Source organism: Microvirga sp. 17 mud 1-3, assembly GCF_003151255.1.
Classification (GTDB): Bacteria; Pseudomonadota; Alphaproteobacteria; order Rhizobiales; family Beijerinckiaceae; genus Microvirga.
Genome location: NZ_CP029481.1, coordinates 2777283 through 2793720, shown reverse-complemented (window position 1 = coordinate 2793720; position 16438 = coordinate 2777283). Strand labels below are relative to the sequence as shown.

Genomic DNA, 16438 nt, shown 5'->3' with positions numbered 1-16438 from the left:
TTCCGGGGCGGACGGAGTCGTCCCCTAGAAAAGGGGGTTGCCGCGCCGCGGATCAGTGCCCGGATTTTTCGAGGCAGAGAACCTCGCGATAGGCGCAGAGATCATCCATCAGGACCTTCTCGTCTGCCAGGATCCTCGCCCTCTCGGCCTCGCCGACGAGCAGGATGATGTAGCTGTGTTCGGCAACGCCCTGCCGGTCGATGAACGGCAAGAGAAGGCTGGAAGGGGCGCCGAGATCGGGCGCCGCTCCGATGTCCTCGTTCGTGACGCCGGGTGCGTAGACCATGAAGTGCGGCATGGGCATGGTGTGCACCTTCATCTCAGGCGGTCCAACGGTGCGCATAACCGGGGCGACCATGTAGGAGACACCCGCCTTTCCGGGAACCGCATAGGTCCGGTTTTGGAAACGGTGCTCGATCTCCGTCTTCAGCGCGACAGGGCCCATTCCTTCGGCACGAAGCGCGGCCGCGTCCATGATGGCCTTCAGGTATGTCCGCGCGCCCTCGGCGTCGAAGCAGATCGGGACGTAGATATCGTTGCGGAAGTCGGCCAATTCCCAGGCGGTGCGTTCGACGAGACAGGCCACTCCGCTCGTACCCTGCCTTGAAAGTCGATAGCCCTTGCCTGGATCGAGAAGAAAGACACTCGCCGGCTCCCGAAGTGCGGGCGGCAATGCGCTCAGCGCGTATCGCGTCTCGAGATCCGCAGGCATCGGTGCGAGTGTCGCCTCGGCGGCCCGGCCCACCGGCGCCGACATTCCGAGCATCGCGAAGGCAAGGAGAGGAGCTGCCCAGGACCAGAGGCGGGCTTTCGCCTGGCTTCGGGCGCCGGCACTCGCTTCGCGGATGTTGAGGCAGGTCGCGGTTCTTTTGCTGGGGAATAGCGTGAGCATTCTGTTGTCCTGGCGTTGGGTTATGGACGCAAGCTGCCGGCGGGCGCACCGTCAGGTCCGCCCGCGTCGCCGCAGATGGGATCCGTTTGAAGGGAAGCCTTGCCGAGCAGGCGTCAGGCCGGCAGGCGCCGGTCGTATTCCGCCTTCAGGCGGCTCCAGCCCTCCCAGAATGGCCTCGTCGGCTTCTCGCCTTTCACGGCGGCAGCCAGCAGGTCGAGATGCATGTGCCAGCCCGCACTCACGTTGAGGAGAACCGAGCGGTCGGGCACGCGGCGGTGGATGATGGTGAGCAGTACCTCGTTGCCCTGAGGCTCCAGCTCGAAGGAAACTCCGCCGGTGGTTCCCCAGGTGATGGCGAGCTTACGGGGCGGATCGAGCTCGGTGATCCGGGCCTGCATGCGGTGTTCTTCAGGAAAGCCCGGTGGCCGCTGGCCGGGCGGGTCGCTGAGTTCGTCGTTGCGCCAGACGAATTCGAAGGGCGCTCCGACCGACATCTCCATCTCGCCCGCCGCCAGCCACCGGCGGCGCAGGTCACTCTGCGTAAGGTAGGACCAGATCCGCTCGATGGGGCCGGGCAGAAGGCGCTGGATCGTCAGAGTGGCGGGCTCGGTGAGCACTCCGTAGGTGTCCAGTGGCGCGAGGTCGGTCATGAATCGTCTCCTTTGGGGGTAGGGTCTTTGCGGGCGTCCTCCTCGCGGAGGAGTCGTTCGAGCACGTCCAGACGTTCGGTCCAGAAGCGTTCATAGGCGCTCAGCCACGCATGGGCGCTGGCGAGCGGTCCTGGATCGAGGCGGCACAGGTGAGTGCGGCCCCGGATCTCGCGGCGGATCAGCCCCGCGCTCTCCAGCACCTTGATGTGCTTCGAGGCGGCCGCGAGCGAGATCGCGAAGGGTTCGGCAAGCTGCCCGACCGTCCGCTCACCGCCCGCAAGATCACGGAGCATCCGCCGGCGTGTGGCGTCGCCGAGGGCGTGGAAGACGGTATCTAGCTGGGGTGTCTGTAATTCAACCATGTGGTTAAATATACAGGTGCCCGCAGAATAGTCAACCGATTGGTTTAGTATTGTCGAGACATGGCCTGCTCAAAGGCTTTCATCGCCGACTGTCGTTGAGATTGTCGAGCCTGACGCCCACTTCGCCAGACCATGTTGGGCGGGCTCAATCGCGCCTTGCTAAGCCTGTGAATAAGGTTGCCGTAGAACAAAAAACGAACTTGCTTCAGAGAACAAAAAGGGTACATATATGACCTCAACACCGCGTTGAGATTCAGTCCCCCTCCGTGCCATAAGGATTCGTGGTCATGTCGCAGTCTTCTCTGAGACTGGTGGAAAGCTCATCAATGGATAAAGACAAGTCGAAAGCTCTCGACGCGGCGCTCTCCCAGATCGAACGCGCCTTCGGCAAGGGTTCGATCATGCGGCTCGGCAAGGGCCAGCAGCCGGTGGAGATCGAGACGATCTCGACCGGGTCCCTCGGCCTGGATATCGCGCTCGGGGTCGGCGGCCTGCCGCGGGGACGCATCATCGAAATTTACGGGCCGGAATCGTCGGGTAAGACGACGCTCGCCCTGCACACCATCGCCGAAGCCCAGAAGAAGGGCGGCGTCTGCGCCTTCGTGGATGCCGAGCATGCCCTGGATCCGGTCTATGCCCGCAAGCTCGGGGTCAATCTGGACGACCTGCTGATCTCCCAGCCCGACACGGGCGAGCAGGCCCTGGAGATTGCCGACACGCTCGTGCGCTCCGGCGCCGTGGACGTGCTGGTCATCGACTCGGTGGCGGCGCTCACCCCGAAGGCCGAGCTCGACGGCGAGATGGGCGAGGTCCAGCCGGGCCTCCAGGCCCGTCTCATGAGCCAGGCCCTGCGCAAGCTCACCGGTTCGATCTCGCGCTCGAACACGATGGTGATCTTCATCAACCAGATCCGCATGAAGATCGGCGTCATGTACGGCTCGCCTGAGACGACGACGGGCGGCAATGCGCTCAAGTTCTATGCCTCCGTGCGCCTCGACATTCGCCGTGTCTCGACCCTCAAGGACCGGGACGATCCGATCGGCAACTCGGTGCGCGTGAAGGTCGTCAAGAACAAGGTCGCGCCGCCCTTCAAGCAGGTCGAGTTCGACATCATGTTCGGCGAGGGCGTCTCCAAGGTGGGCGAGCTGATCGATCTCGGCGTCAAGGCCGGAATCGTCGAGAAGTCCGGCGCCTGGTTCTCCTATGACAGCCAGCGCCTCGGCCAGGGCCGCGAGAACGCCAAGCAGTTCCTGCGCGACAATCCGGAGGTCGCCGGCAAGATCGAGGCGCTCATCCGCCAGAATGCCGGCCTCCTGGCCGACCGCATCCTGGAGCAGGCGACCCCGACGGCCGAGGACCTGGACGAGGGCGCTGCGTAACGCACGACCCGGACAAGCGGGCACCGGTTGTTCGACAACGGTCCCGCAGAATCGAGATTTGCTCTCCTTCAAGGGCAAAATGGCAGGCCGTCGCGAGAGATCGCGGCGGCCTTTCTTTTTTCCTGCCGACAGAGGGGGATGATACTCTCCCGTCAATCTGGAATGGTCCGGAGGACCGGGTTCAGCTGTGCGGTGCCAGAACCATGGCGCGCCTTGCACCGAGGGACCAGGCCCGAAAGCCTGGCCCTGTGCCATATTCGTCCATGCGCAGGCATCCTGATGCGAATGCCTCGACAGCGCCTCAGCCTGCGTCTAAAACCGGCCACCCTGTGTGTTTTTCGGGCCTTGCCCCTACCGAGCTTTGAATTCCATGAGCGGCGTCAACGAAATCCGGTCGACCTTCCTCGATTACTTCGCCAAGAACGGCCACGAGGTCGTGGCCTCGAGCCCGCTCGTGCCCCGCAACGACCCGACGCTGATGTTCACCAATGCCGGGATGGTGCAGTTCAAGAATGTCTTCACGGGCGTCGAGAAGCGGCCCTACAGCCGCGCCACCACGTCCCAGAAATGCGTGCGCGCGGGCGGCAAGCACAACGATCTCGACAATGTGGGCTACACGGCGCGCCACCACACCTTCTTCGAGATGCTGGGCAATTTCTCCTTCGGGGATTACTTCAAGGAGCAGGCGATCGAGCTCGCCTGGAACCTGATCACCCGGGAATTCGACCTGCCCAAGGACAAGCTCCTCGTCACCGTCTACCACACGGACGACGAGGCCGCGAACCTGTGGAAGAAGATCGCGGGCTTCTCGGATTCCAAGATCATCCGCATCCCGACCTCGGACAATTTCTGGCAGATGGGCGATACCGGCCCCTGCGGCCCCTGCTCGGAGATCTTCATCGACCAGGGCGAGAGCCTCTGGGGCGGCCCGCCCGGCAGCCCGGAGGAGGACGGCGACCGGTTCCTGGAGTTCTGGAACCTCGTCTTCATGCAATACGAGCAGATCGAGCCCGGCAACCGGATCGGCCTGCCCAAGCCCTCCATCGACACCGGCATGGGGCTGGAGCGCATCTCGGCGATCCTCCAGGGCGTTCACTCCAACTACGACACGGACCTGTTCCGCGCCCTCATCGAGGCCGTGGCGCACGCAACCGGCGTGGCGCCGGAGGGCGAGCGCAAGGCCTCGCACCGGGTGATCGCCGATCACCTGCGCGCCTCCTCGTTCCTGGTGGCGGACGGCGTGTTGCCGTCCAATGAGGGCCGCGGCTACGTGCTCCGTCGCATCATGCGCCGCGCCATGCGCCATGCGCAGCTCCTCGGCGCGCGCGATCCGCTCATGTACCGCCTCGTGCCGACCCTTGTGCGCGAGATGGGGCAGGCCTATCCGGAGCTGGTGCGGGCCGAGGCGCTCATCACCGAGACCCTGAAGCTCGAGGAGAGCCGCTTCCGCAAGACCCTGGAGCGTGGCCTCTCGATCCTCGACGAGGAGACCCGCGATCTTACGAAGGGCCAGAACCTCAAGGGCGAGACGGCCTTCACGCTCTACGACACCTACGGCTTCCCGCTCGACCTGACTCAGGATGCGCTCAAGCCGCGCGGCATCGGAGTCGATACGGATGCCTTCAACGCCGCCATGGAGCGCCAGCGCGAGAAGGCGCGCGCGGCCTGGTCGGGCTCGGGCGAGGCTGCGACCGAGACCGTGTGGTTCGGCATCAAGGAGCGCGTCGGCGCCACCGAATTCCTCGGCTACGATACCGAGACCGCGGAGGGCCTCGTCCTCGCGCTGCTGAAGGACGGCCAGGAGGTGAAGGAGCTCAAGGCCGGCGAGACCGGCCTCGCGGTGCTCAACCAGACCCCATTCTACGGCGAGTCCGGCGGCCAGGTCGGCGACACCGGCATCATGCAGGGCGAGGGGGCGCGGGCGCGCGTCACCGGCACCGAGAAGAAGCTCGGCGACCTCTTCGTGCATCACGTTCTCGTCGAGCATGGGACGCTGAAGCTCAGCCAATCCGTCGAGCTGACGGTCGATCACGAGCGGCGCTCTGCCATCCGGGCCAACCATTCGGCCACCCACCTCCTGCACGAGGCCCTGCGGCAGGTGCTCGGCGACCATGTGGCCCAGAAGGGCTCGCTCGTCGCTCCGGATCGCCTGCGCTTCGACTTCAGCCATCCCAAGCCCATCGGCGACGAGGAGCTGGTGGAGATCGAGACCATCGCCAACCGGGTGCTGCTGCAGAACGAACCGGTCGTCACCAAGCTCATGGGCGTCGAGGAGGCCATCGAATCCGGCGCCCGCGCGCTCTTCGGCGAGAAATACGGCGACGAGGTGCGCGTGGTCTCCATGGGCACGGGCGATGGAAACCGGGCCTTCTCGGTGGAGCTGTGCGGCGGCACCCATGTGAACCGCACGGGCGATATCGGCTTCGTCACCATCGTGTCCGAAGGCGCGGTGGCGGCGGGCGTGCGCCGCGTCGAGGCCATGACCGGCAATGCGGCGCGGCGCTATCTGGAGGGCGAGAGCCGCAGGCTCCGGGAGATCGCGGGCTTGCTCAAGACCCCCGTGGACGAGGCGGCAGACCGCCTCGCGGCGCTCCTGGAAGACAAGCGCAAGCTCGAACGCGAGCTGACCGAGGCCCGCCGCAAGCTCGCCATGGGCGGTGGCGGCGGCGAGGGCGAGCCGGTGCGCGATGTCGGCGGCATCAAGCTCATGGCCCGGGCCGTCTCCGGCGTCGAGATGAAGGATCTCAAGAGCCTCGCGGATGAGGGCAAGAAGCGCCTCGGCTCCGGCGTCGTCGCCATCGTGGGCGTCGCCGAGGACGGCAAGGCCGGCATCGTCGTGGGCGTCACCGAGGACCTGACCGCAAAGGTCGATGCGGTTAGCCTCGTGCGCGCCGGCGCCGAGAAGCTGGGCGGCAAGGGCGGCGGCGGACGGCGCGACATGGCGCAGGCCGGCGGGCCCGATGGGGCGCAGGCCGAAGCCGCGCTCGCGGCCATCGAGGCGGCTTTGTCAACAGCCGCCTAGGGACGGTAGAGGCGTGCCCCGGGAAAGCTCTCATCCGGTCCGGCACCGCCTCTACGAAATCCTCGAGCGCAGCAGCGTCGGCGATCCGCTCATCCACGCGGTCCATGCCGTTCTGGTTGGGCTCATCGTGGTCAACGTGACGGCGGTGGTGCTCGAAAGCGAGCCCACCATCCAGGAATCCTATCGGGGACTGTTTCTCGCTATCGAGATCGTCAGCGGCGCCGTCTTTACGGTGGAATATGCCGCGCGCCTGTGGTGCGCGCCGGAACATGCGCCGTGGCGCCATCTCAAGCCGTGGCGGGCTCGCGTCACATGGGCGCTGCATCCGCAATCCATCGTCGATCTCCTCGCCATCCTTCCCTTCTATCTCGCCTATTGGGATGTCGGCGGATTGCGCACGCTTCTGCTCCTCAGGCTTTTCCGCTTCTTCAAGCTCGCTCGCTACTCGCCCGGCCTGACGAGCCTCGCGGGGGCGATCGCCTCCGAGCGCCGGGCGCTCGTCGCCTGCGGCATCATCCTCCTCGGCACCATTCTCCTCGCCGCATCCGTGATGAACCTCGTCGAGCGCGAGGCGCAGCCCGATGCGTTCGGAACCATCCCGAGGGCCATGTACTGGGCGGTCGTGACGCTGACCACCGTGGGCTACGGGGACGTGGTTCCCGTGACGCCGCTGGGACGCGTCATCGCCGGGATCACGGCGGTTGCGGGGCTCGTCATGCTGGCTTTGCCCGTGGGCATCATCGCCAGTGCCTTCTCGCGGGAGATCCATCGGCGCGACTTCATCATCACCTGGAGCATGGCGGCGCGCGTGCCGCTCTTCTCGGGGCTCAGCACCGGAGAGATCGGCCGGGTGATGCAGTATCTGCGGTCGCAGACCTGCGCGCCCGGGGACATCATCGTGCGCAAGGGCGAGAAGGCGCATTCCATGTATTTGCTGGCCTCCGGCGAGGTGGAGATCATGCTCCCCGGCGACGTCGTGCGGCTGGGCCCCGGAGATTTCTTCGGCGAGATGGCGGTGCTGAAGCGGCGGCGCCGCAGCGCCACGGTCAGGGCCGCGACGCCGTGCCGGCTGCTCGTGCTCGATGCCGAGGACTTCCATCTCCTCCTGGAAACCAACCCCTCCATGAGGCGGCATGTCGAGGAGGTGGTCCGCACGAGGGAAGACAGACGGAGCGTATAGCCAAAGGTTTTTGCGCGGAATCGCCCCGCATGCCTTGACGTAAGGTCTGTTATATCAGATGTGACGCCCGGTTTTCGGGATACGTTACAATGCGTCTCAGCTTTCTTGTATCGGCCGCTCTGCTTTGCGCGCTTCTTGGAATGACCCAAGGGAATGCGCAGGAAAAGGGTGCGGCTCCGACCGTCCTTGTCATCGATGCTTCGAACAGCATGTGGGGGCGGATCGACGGCAAGGCGAAGATGGAGGTCGCGCGGGATGCGGTTTCGGCTCTCGTCGGAACTCTCCCGAAGGGCGCGCGCCTCGGCATCGTAGCCTATGGGCATCGCCGTGCAGGCGATTGCGGCGATATCGAAACCATCCTTCCGGTCGGTGCCGTGGATGAAGCGAAGGTGCAGGCGCTCGCAAGTCGGCTGACGCCCCGGGGCAAGACGCCGATCACCGCCGCTCTGAAGGAGGCGGCGGGCCAGCTTCCGGCCGGCAAGCCGGGCAATGTCATCATCGTTACGGACGGGGTCGAAACCTGCAAGGGCGATCCCTGCGCGCTCGCCGAGGAGCTCAAGCGCCGGAATGCCGGCTTCGTCGCGCATGTGATCGGCTTCGATGTTTCGGCCGTGGAACGGCCAAAACTCTCCTGCATCGCGGAGCGCACGGGCGGCACGTTCCTGGCCGCTTCGAATGCCGGCGAACTTGGACAGGCCCTGAAGACCACCGTTCAGGCAAAGCCGAAAGCGGCCGTCGTCACCCGCGCGGTGCCGCTTGAGGCGACGGAAGGAGGACGGCCCGTATCCGACGCGACCTTCACGATCACCCGCGACGGCGAGGCCGGCGCTTTCGCGGAGGGGACGTTCTCCAGCATCGCGCTTCCGCCCGGCCGCTACCGGATATCCGCCATCTCGGGCGCAAAGGCCGGGCAGGTGGGCGTGAATGTCACCCGTGATGCGCCCGGCCGGATTGTCGTGCCGCTTGCGGGCGAGTTGCCCAAGGCGAGCCTGGAGCCGGTCAAGGCCAGCGTGCCCGCCACCGGCATGGTCGACGTGCGATGGACCGGGCCGAACGGTCAGGGCGATTACATCTCTCTCGCGTCGTCGACCGGCGAGCCGCTGGAGATCCGGCAGTTCAGCTACACGGCGGATGGAAATCCCCTGAAGGTCCGTGTGCCGGGCGAGCCAGGCGACTACGAGCTGCGTTACGTCCATGATGCGCTGGGCGCCGTGCTGGCCCGCGCGAAGATCACCGTCACGGCCGTGACGGCGACGATCGAGGCGCCCGCGAAGGGCGCGGCCGGCTCCGAAATCGCTGTGTCGTTTAAGGGGCCCGATGCGGCGGAGGACTGGGTCGGCCTTGCTAAACCCGGCACGGATGCCAACGCCTTTGAGGGCAGCTCCTGGGTCTATGCGCAGAACGGCTCCCCCGCGACGCTGCGCCTGCCGGCCGAGCCGGGCATTTACGAAGTCCGCTATATCTCGGGTCTCGACCCGAAGATCCTGGCCTCCCGCAAGGTCGAGGTCACGGCCGCGAGCGCCGCCCTGTCGTCTCCTCCCAAGGCCATGGCCGGCTCCATGATTCCGGTCGGCTTCCAGGGCAAGGGCGGCGGCGACACCTTCGTGGGCATCGTCAAGAAGGGCGCGCCCGCGCAGGCGTGGATTTCCTATGAATATCCGCAGGACAGGGAGCAGGTCGTCCTGCATGTTCCGGGCGAGCCCGGCGCCTACGAGGTGCGGTTCGTGCTGGAATCGGGCGGCGTCTACAAGATCCTTGCCGCGAGCCCTCTCACGGTCGAACCGGCCCGCGCGACGGTTACGGCGCCGGACCGTATCAAGGCGGGCGCGGAGATCACGGTGGCCTATACCGGCCCCATAGGGGCGGGGGACTATATCGCCATTTCGGCCCCCTCGGAGGCCGACAATGGGGCGGCGCAGTTCCAGTCCGTGGATGCGGCTGCGCCTCGCATCGTCATGGCGGCGCCCGACGAGCCTGGCCTGTACGAGGTGCGCTATGTCATGGCGGCCCCGGGTCTCGACGGCGACAAGGTCATCGCCCGCAAAGCGCTGAAGGTGGAGTGATCCCTCAGCCGTCCATCACAGGAAACGGGCGGCGGAAACGGGTCGCTGCCCGTGCGGGAATGTCGGAACTGATCCGCGAGCACAATGCTCGAGGAAAGGACGACATCCATGACGACACTCGTGAACAAGACCGCCATCGTGACGGGCGCCAGCTCCGGAATCGGCTACGCGACCGCGAAGCTCTTCGCCCAAGAGGGTGCACGGGTTGTGGTGGCGGCGCGCCGGTCCGATGCGCTGGAGCGGCTGGTGCGCGAGATTGAAGAGGCGGGCGGTACTGCGCTCGCAGTCGCGGGCGACGTGCGCGAGGAGGCCTTCGCCAAGAGGCTTGTCGACACCGCGACCGAGCGCTTCGGCGGGCTCGATATCGCGTTAAACAATGCGGGCACCAACGGCGAGATGGGCCCGACGCCGGGCCTCACCCTCGATGGATGGAACGAGGCGCTCGCCGTCAATCTCACGGCGGCGTTCCTGGGCGCCAAATACCAGATCCCGGCCATGATGGAGCGGGGAGGCGGGTCGCTGATCTTCACGTCTACCTTCGTGGGCCACACGGCCGGCTTTCCGGGCGCTGCCTCCTATGCGGCGAGCAAGTCGGGGCTGATCGGGCTCACGCAGGCGCTTGCCGTTGAGTTCGGCTCCCAAGGCATCCGCGTGAACGCGCTCCTGCCCGGCGGCACCGATACGCCGATGGCAGAGGCCTGGATGCCGACGCCCGATGCGCGCGCCTTCGTGGAAGGCCTCCACGCTCTCAAGCGCCTGGCGCGCCCGGACGAGATCGCCCGCGCGGCGCTCTTTCTGGCGTCAGACGCATCGAGCTTCACGACCGGCGCGGCGCTCCTCGCCGATGGCGGCGTGTCCGTCAACCGGACGTAAGCGGGGCAGGCGCCTTCAGTCGTGGTCGGGGTGCTGGCGCGAGGTCATCCGGATGAGATCCTCCGGCGTCACCGCGTCCTCCGTCCGCTCGCCCGGGAGCGCGTGCAGGTTCTCGAAGGCGGGCAGGCGGCTCTCGATGCCGTACTGGATCTCGGGCCGGATCCCCTCCGGCGCGTCGAGGCTTCCGATCGACACGGAGATGCGCCCGCTCTCACGGTAGCGGAAGGTGAGCGGGGTGCCGCAATCGCGGCAGAAACCCCGCTCGGCCGCCTCGGAACTCCTGAACATGCCCGGCTCGCCCCGGGTCCAGACGAGGTCCGCCATCGGAACCCCCGCGAAGGCGCCGAAGTAGTTGCCGAAGGCCTTCTGGCACATGCGGCAATGGCAGATGCCGGCGCCGGTCGGCGCGGAGCGCAGGGCATAGCGCACCGCGCCGCACTGGCAGCCTCCGGTTGCGGGGTAGTGCTGAGGTTCGGTCACTCACATCTCCTTGACGGTAGGAGCAGACTACCACCGTCCTGCTCACCAGTGATGCTACATCGCAGCCTCAACTCCTTCTGCGGTCAAGCTCCTTCCCGCAAAGGGGGGGTGCCGGGCCGTCGCCAATCCCATAGTTGCGATCGCAACGTGCTTCCCCGAGCAGGCCGGTAATCTCCGACATTGCGCTTTCCGACCTAATGTGGTGCGTTTCTCCAAAGAGCATGTTTTTCAGATGATGCAGCGCAGGCAATCCGAATGCGCGTTTGGCGTCTGAAACGCCGTGCGGGTATCTAGTGCGTGCTTGGTTGACACGGGGAAAGGCAGCCGGGATTGCCATACAAGGTCATTGTTGCCGACAATTTTCATTATCAGGACCCAGACGAGGAGTACGAAGCGGGGACCTTCGACACGAAGGAACAGGCGCTGGCGGCAGCCCGCACGATTGTCGATACCTGTCTGGTAGGATACCTCAGAGACGGCCTTACATCGTCCGAAATGTACGACCTCTACACGACCTTTGGAGACGATCCCTACATCGTCGTGTCCGGCGACATGGACCCCGTTTCATTCAGCGCGTGGGATTACGCGCGCTCGCGCGTGGACGACATTATTGCGGCCAGCGCGGCGGCTGCCTCCCGCGAAGATTGACACTCCGGTTCCGGCCCGACCTGGCCGGGAGAGTCTTGCTCAAGAATGGGATGCAGATGGGCCGAGCCTGGCCTCGAGTTCCTCCACCGTGACGCCCGTTTTCTCGGCCAGGGCCCTCACGGTGGCGCTGTGATCCCAGGGGCGCTCGCCGCGGCGGGCTTCGTCCAGGAGGCGCCGGTATTCGCGCACGGCGTAGTCCAGGGAGCTGTCGGGCATGGCGTCGTCCTTGCTCATGGGGTTTCCTTCTTCCTTTCGCGGATATCTGGCGCGCCGCGCCGGAGCGGCAAGAAGGGCGCACGTCCTCCGGGATGAGCAGGCTGGAGACCAGGCAGCAAAAAGCCCGGCCGGAGCCGGGCTTTCGCGAAGCAGGAAAGAAAGGGCTCGCCTTACGCGGCCATCGCCTTCTTGAGGTTCTCGTCGATCTTGTCGAGGAAGCCCGTGGTGGAGAGCCACTTCTGCTCGGCGCCGACCAGGAGCGCGAGGTCCTTCGTCATGTAGCCGGATTCGACCGTGTCGACGCAGACCTTCTCGAGGGTGTTGGCGAACTTGGCGAGGTCCGCATTGTCGTCGAGCTTCGCGCGGTGCGCGAGGCCGCGGGTCCAGGCGAAGATCGACGCGATGGAGTTCGTCGAGGTCTCCTTGCCCTTCTGGTGCTCGCGGTAGTGACGGGTGACGGTGCCGTGCGCGGCTTCCGCCTCGACGGTCTTGCCGTCCGGCGTCATCAGCACGGAGGTCATGAGGCCGAGCGAGCCGAAGCCCTGCGCGACCGTATCGGACTGCACGTCGCCGTCGTAGTTCTTACAGGCCCACACATAGCCGCCCGACCACTTGAGGGCCGAGGCCACCATGTCGTCGATGAGGCGGTGCTCGTAGGTGATGCCGGCGGCTTCGAACTTCTGCTTGAACTCGTTCTCGTAGACTTCCTGGAAGATGTCCTTGAAGCGGCCGTCATAGGCCTTGAGGATCGTGTTCTTCGTGGAGAGGTAGACCGGGTACTTGCGGTTCAGGCCGTAATTCATCGACGCGCGGGCGAAGTCGCGGATCGACTCGTCGAGGTTGTACATCGCCATGGCGACGCCGGCGTCCGGGAACTTGAAGACTTCCTTCTCGATGACCGTGCCGTCCTCGCCCTCGAACTTGATCGTCAGGCGGCCCTTGCCGGGCACCTTGAAGTCGGTGGCCTTGTACTGGTCGCCGAAGGCATGGCGGCCGACGATGATCGGCTGCGTCCAGCCGGGCACGAGGCGCGGAACGTTCTTGCAGATGATCGGCTCGCGGAAGATCACACCGCCCAGGATGTTACGGATCGTGCCGTTCGGCGACTTCCACATCTCCTTGAGGTTGAACTCCTTCACGCGGGCTTCGTCCGGCGTGATGGTGGCGCACTTCACGCCGACGCCGTACTTCTTGATGGCTTCCGCGGCCTCGACCGTGACCTTGTCGTTGGTGGCGTCGCGATGCTCGATGCCGAGGTCGTAGTACTTGAGGTCGATGTCGAGATAGGGGTGGATCAGCTTTTCTTTGATGAAGTGCCAAATGATACGGGTCATCTCGTCGCCGTCGAGTTCGACGACCGGATTGGCCACCTTGATCTTCGCCATGATCTCACCTTGTGCTTGAAGCCTTCGGACAGCCCGCCGGACAGCGGGCATCGTGGCGCGGGCTATAGCGCGACTGGGGCCGGGAAGGAAGGGTCGACTTTCGCCGAAGGCCTAGCGCCGGGCCGCGCGGGCGCCTTTGCGCCCGGTCTCCACGCATGGGGTGGCGCTGAACAGGGAATTGGCGGTGGCGGCCTTGCTGCGCAGGGTCTCGTCGGTCTTCGGATTGGTGATCAGCCGGCCGGTCGCCTTCAGGAAAGCCTTGTCGCAGGTGCAGGCGCCGCGCCCCCTCTGCTCGTAGCAGAGGTCATGTGCCCGGCAGGCGGCATCCAGGGCGTCGACAGGCGCCGCCCGGTTTTCGTCGCCCGCACCGCACCAATGGCCGTGGAAGAGCGGGGCAGCAGGCGGCGTGGTCACGGCGGCGGGTGCCGCCGAAGCCCCGCCCGCCATTGTCAGCAGAACGACGAGGGCGGCCGAAAGGGGGGGCAGGCGGAACATGGTCGGGATTCTCCGTCGGGTCAGGGCCGTGACGCGCGGCCCGCACGGCGGATGGGAAAATGGCCAAGGCTCTCGAAGGTTCCGGGCCCGCTCCTTGCGGTTCCTGGGTATCCATTGCCCGGCCTGTGTGGTGCCGCACCGCTTTTACAGCGTGGCCGTCATGAATTTATGCACAGTCCCTTGGGTAACTTAACGTAATATCGCTTGACTCATGACATGATATTCCATTTGTACCCGCGGGCGATCTGCCGATTTTTCAATTTTGGGGAGCTGAACATGCGTCTTGCTATCATCATCGGAATGGGGGCCACCGCCCTGCTGCTGGCTGGATGCCAGACCGCGGAGCAATCCATGGCGAATGCCCAGAACGTCTGCGTCGAATCGGGCCTGAAGCCCGGCACGAAGGCCTATGCCCGCTGCACCGACGCCAATTACCGCAACAACGTGGCCCAGTCGAACCAGGCCGCGAGCCAGGTTGCGGTCGGCACGGCTGTCGGCGTGATCGGCGGCGCAGCCATCGGCGCGGCCGCGGCCCGTCCGCATTACTATTGCGGCTGGGGCTGCTGGTAAGCGCGCAGGCCAAGCGGTCGATGGCAGGGCGGAAAACCGCCCCTCCATTGGCCCATCTTCAACCTCCCGGCGAGAGCCTCGCGGGGAGGTTTTCTTTTGGGAGGCACCCGTTGGTCCAGTGCCATTGAGCCTACCACCGTGATGCAGGAGCCTGGGGCCCGCTTGACTTTGCTCCTCCGGGTCGTGTCATGCCTTCGCGGATCGCACCTCTCGAGAATGTCCCATGAACCATCCCGTCATCATCCTGGTGGAGCCGCAGCTCGCCGAGAATATCGGCATGGTCGCCCGCGCCATGGCGAATTTTGGCCTCTCCGAACTGCGGCTCGTCTCGCCGCGTAACGGCTGGCCCAAGAAGGGGGCCCATTCGGCGGCTTCGGGCGCAACACATATCCTGGAGAGCGCGAAGCTCTACGACACGGCCAGGGAGGCGATCGCCGACCTCAACTTCGTCCTCGCCACCACGGCCCGTGCGCGCGGGCAGATGAAGCGGGTCTTCGGGCCGGAGCCCGCCATGGCGGAGGCGCATAGGCGCGTCCGGGAAGGGCAGGGGGTCGGCATCCTGTTCGGCCGGGAGCGCACCGGGCTCGAGAACGACGAAATCTCCCTTGCGGACGCCATCGTGACCTTCCCGGTCGATCCGCAATTCTCCTCCCTCAACCTGGCCCAGGCGGTTCTTCTCATGGCCTATGAGTGGCAGCGGCAGGCCACGGGCAGCGCGCTGCCTTTCGCGGGCGGCACGGAAAGCCTGCCGGCCCCGCGGGAGATGCTGGTCTCGTTCTTCGATTATATCGAAGGCGCGCTCGATTCCCTGGACTATTTCCCCGAGGACAAGCGGCCGATCATGGTCCGCAACATGCGCGACATCTTTCATCGCCTCGCGTTGACCGAGCAGGACGTGCGCACCCTGCGCGGAGCGATTCGTGCCCTTGCGGAAAGAAAACCCTAGAGAAACCATTAAAGATCTTCTGCTTTAGTGCGGGGCGCGAGATCTTTCGCGCGTTGACCAGACCAGAGACGCATGATGCGCCGCCCGCTTTCCGCTTTTCTCCTTCTTGGCTCCTGCCTGATCGCCCCGGCGGTCCTCGCGGCCTCACCTCCCAAGCAGCCGGAGCAGGGGCCGGGCGGGGCGGATTACAAGATCGCCGAGGTCATCAAGACCGGGACCGGCACCGTCAGCGCGGGAAGCTTCGTCTTCTACGGCAACGACACGCCTGTGGCGCCCCGCCCGGTGGTGGTTTTCTTCCATTCCTGGGGAGCCGTGAACCCGGCCCTCTATGGCGGCTTTATCGATCACCTGGCCCGCAAGGGCTATCTCGTCCTGTTCCCGCGTTTCCAGGAAGTGAACCGCACCCGCCCTGCGAGTGCCACCGATCTGGCCGAGACCCTGATCCGTGACGGACTGGGGCATCTGGCCAACGACGAGAAGGCGCGGCCTGATTTGAATCGTGTGGCCTTCATCGGGCATTCCGCTGGCGTGCCGATTGCGTTCAACGTGGCGGCGGGTGTCGCCGAATCGGACGTGCCGGCTCCCAAGCTGATCTTCGGCCTTATGCCGGGCGGCATCGCGTCAAATGAGAAGGAGCGGGGCATCATGCTGCGCGATCTCTCGACCGTGGATCCCTCGACCCTCCTCATCGCCATGAGCGGCGATCGCGATCATCTGCCGAGCGACCGTGCTGCTCGCCGGATCTTCGAGGCCTCGAAGGGCGTGCCCGCAAGCCGCAAGCTGTTCATGCGCGCCAGTTCCGACGACCACGGTTTTCCGGCCCTGACCGCGACCCTGGCTTCGCCCGGCTCCCCGAAACCCGAATACGATGCCTCGGCCATCAAGCTCCCGCCGGATCCGCCCCGGGATCCGAAGCAGAAGAATACCTGGAAGTGGAGCGCCGACATGTCCCTGTCCGGCCCCCAGACGATCCTGACCGCGCAGCTCGGGAACAACCCGACCGATGCGCTCGATTACCTTGCGTTCTGGAAGACCTTCGACATGGCCGCGGAGGCGGCCTTCGCGGGCCGTGACGCGGCTTCCTTGGCCCGAGACCCGAAATTCATCGACATGACCACCTGGACCGACGGCTGGCCCGTGCGCCGCCTCTCGGCCCAGATGCCGAAGGGGCAGGTCGAGGACGAGAAGCCCGAGAGGGGCCCGCGGCGCAAGCTCAACCTCGCGCCCACGGAGACGCGCCAGAGCCTGTCCGACTTCCTGGGCGGCCGCTCCTGAAC

General features: G+C 65.7%; 16 protein-coding genes. 9 read left to right on the top strand and 7 right to left on the bottom strand.

The annotated features are described in order from the left end of the window. Nucleotides 1-52: 52 nt before the first annotated feature. The 3 genes from C4E04_RS13360 to C4E04_RS13350 all read right to left on the bottom strand — a co-directional run bounded on the left by C4E04_RS13360 (nucleotide 53) and on the right by C4E04_RS13350 (nucleotide 1904). On the bottom strand, nucleotides 53-892 hold the full coding sequence (locus C4E04_RS13360) for a hypothetical protein (protein ID WP_109598005.1): 840 nt from the start codon (nucleotides 890-892) through the stop codon (nucleotides 53-55). Between the two features lie 113 nt (nucleotides 893-1005). Further along, nucleotides 1006-1542 carry an SRPBCC family protein gene (locus tag C4E04_RS13355; RefSeq protein ID WP_109598004.1) on the bottom strand — a complete coding sequence of 179 codons (537 nt, stop codon included), beginning with the start codon at nucleotides 1540-1542 and terminating at the stop codon, nucleotides 1006-1008. Further along, complete coding sequence (locus C4E04_RS13350; protein ID WP_109598003.1) at nucleotides 1539-1904, bottom strand: helix-turn-helix transcriptional regulator; 366 nt, start codon at nucleotides 1902-1904, stop codon at nucleotides 1539-1541. Before C4E04_RS13350 ends, C4E04_RS13355 begins: the two co-directional genes overlap by 4 nt. Before the next feature lie 287 nt (nucleotides 1905-2191). Between C4E04_RS13350 and recA the strand changes: the two genes are divergently transcribed. The 5 genes from recA (at nucleotide 2192) to C4E04_RS13325 (ending at nucleotide 10421) form a co-directional block, all read left to right on the top strand. Then, entirely contained in the window at nucleotides 2192-3283 is a 1092-nt protein-coding gene (gene recA / locus C4E04_RS13345) for a recombinase RecA (RefSeq protein WP_109598002.1), read from the top strand. Nucleotides 3284-3653: 370 nt separating this feature from the next. Then, the gene (alaS, locus tag C4E04_RS13340; protein WP_109598001.1) at nucleotides 3654-6305 is read left to right on the top strand and encodes an alanine--tRNA ligase; all 2652 of its coding nucleotides are present in this window, start codon (nucleotides 3654-3656) and stop codon (nucleotides 6303-6305) included. 13 nt (nucleotides 6306-6318) lie between these two features. Further along, nucleotides 6319-7485: a cyclic nucleotide-gated ion channel gene (locus C4E04_RS13335; RefSeq protein WP_109598000.1), complete on the top strand. Its 1167-nt coding sequence runs from the start codon at nucleotides 6319-6321 to the stop codon at nucleotides 7483-7485. Between the two features lie 89 nt (nucleotides 7486-7574). Continuing rightward, entirely contained in the window at nucleotides 7575-9548 is a 1974-nt protein-coding gene (locus C4E04_RS13330; RefSeq protein ID WP_109597998.1) for a VWA domain-containing protein, read from the top strand. A gap of 108 nt (nucleotides 9549-9656) precedes the next feature. Then, entirely contained in the window at nucleotides 9657-10421 is a 765-nt protein-coding gene (locus tag C4E04_RS13325; RefSeq protein ID WP_109597997.1) for an SDR family oxidoreductase, read from the top strand. Between the two features lie 15 nt (nucleotides 10422-10436). Here the strand turns inward: C4E04_RS13325 and C4E04_RS13320 are convergent, their stop codons facing one another. Further along, on the bottom strand, nucleotides 10437-10901 hold the full coding sequence (locus C4E04_RS13320) for a GFA family protein (protein WP_245416100.1): 465 nt from the start codon (nucleotides 10899-10901) through the stop codon (nucleotides 10437-10439). Nucleotides 10902-11231: 330 nt separating this feature from the next. Between C4E04_RS13320 and C4E04_RS13315 the strand changes: the two genes are divergently transcribed. Then, nucleotides 11232-11549, top strand: coding sequence for a hypothetical protein (locus tag C4E04_RS13315; protein WP_109597996.1), 318 nt, complete (start codon nucleotides 11232-11234; stop codon nucleotides 11547-11549). A 39-nt stretch (nucleotides 11550-11588) separates the two neighbouring features. Here C4E04_RS13315 and C4E04_RS13310 read toward each other — a convergent pair whose 3' ends face one another. The 3 genes from C4E04_RS13310 to C4E04_RS13300 all read right to left on the bottom strand — a co-directional run bounded on the left by C4E04_RS13310 (nucleotide 11589) and on the right by C4E04_RS13300 (nucleotide 13645). Beyond that, a complete protein-coding gene (locus C4E04_RS13310; RefSeq protein ID WP_109597995.1) occupies nucleotides 11589-11783 on the bottom strand; it encodes a hypothetical protein in 195 nt (64 codons plus the stop codon). Between the two features lie 152 nt (nucleotides 11784-11935). After that, on the bottom strand, nucleotides 11936-13150 hold the full coding sequence (locus C4E04_RS13305) for an NADP-dependent isocitrate dehydrogenase (protein WP_109597994.1): 1215 nt from the start codon (nucleotides 13148-13150) through the stop codon (nucleotides 11936-11938). Nucleotides 13151-13261: 111 nt separating this feature from the next. After that, complete coding sequence (locus tag C4E04_RS13300) at nucleotides 13262-13645, bottom strand: phospholipase A2 family protein (RefSeq protein WP_109597993.1); 384 nt, start codon at nucleotides 13643-13645, stop codon at nucleotides 13262-13264. Between the two features lie 276 nt (nucleotides 13646-13921). Between C4E04_RS13300 and C4E04_RS13295 the strand changes: the two genes are divergently transcribed. The 3 genes from C4E04_RS13295 to C4E04_RS13285 all read left to right on the top strand — a co-directional run bounded on the left by C4E04_RS13295 (nucleotide 13922) and on the right by C4E04_RS13285 (nucleotide 16436). After that, a complete protein-coding gene (locus C4E04_RS13295; RefSeq protein WP_109597991.1) occupies nucleotides 13922-14215 on the top strand; it encodes a hypothetical protein in 294 nt (97 codons plus the stop codon). Nucleotides 14216-14438: 223 nt separating this feature from the next. Then, nucleotides 14439-15161 carry an RNA methyltransferase gene (locus C4E04_RS13290; RefSeq protein WP_109597990.1) on the top strand — a complete coding sequence of 241 codons (723 nt, stop codon included), beginning with the start codon at nucleotides 14439-14441 and terminating at the stop codon, nucleotides 15159-15161. Nucleotides 15162-15233: 72 nt separating this feature from the next. Continuing rightward, nucleotides 15234-16436: an alpha/beta hydrolase gene (locus tag C4E04_RS13285; protein WP_109597989.1), complete on the top strand. Its 1203-nt coding sequence runs from the start codon at nucleotides 15234-15236 to the stop codon at nucleotides 16434-16436. Nucleotides 16437-16438 lie beyond the last annotated feature (2 nt).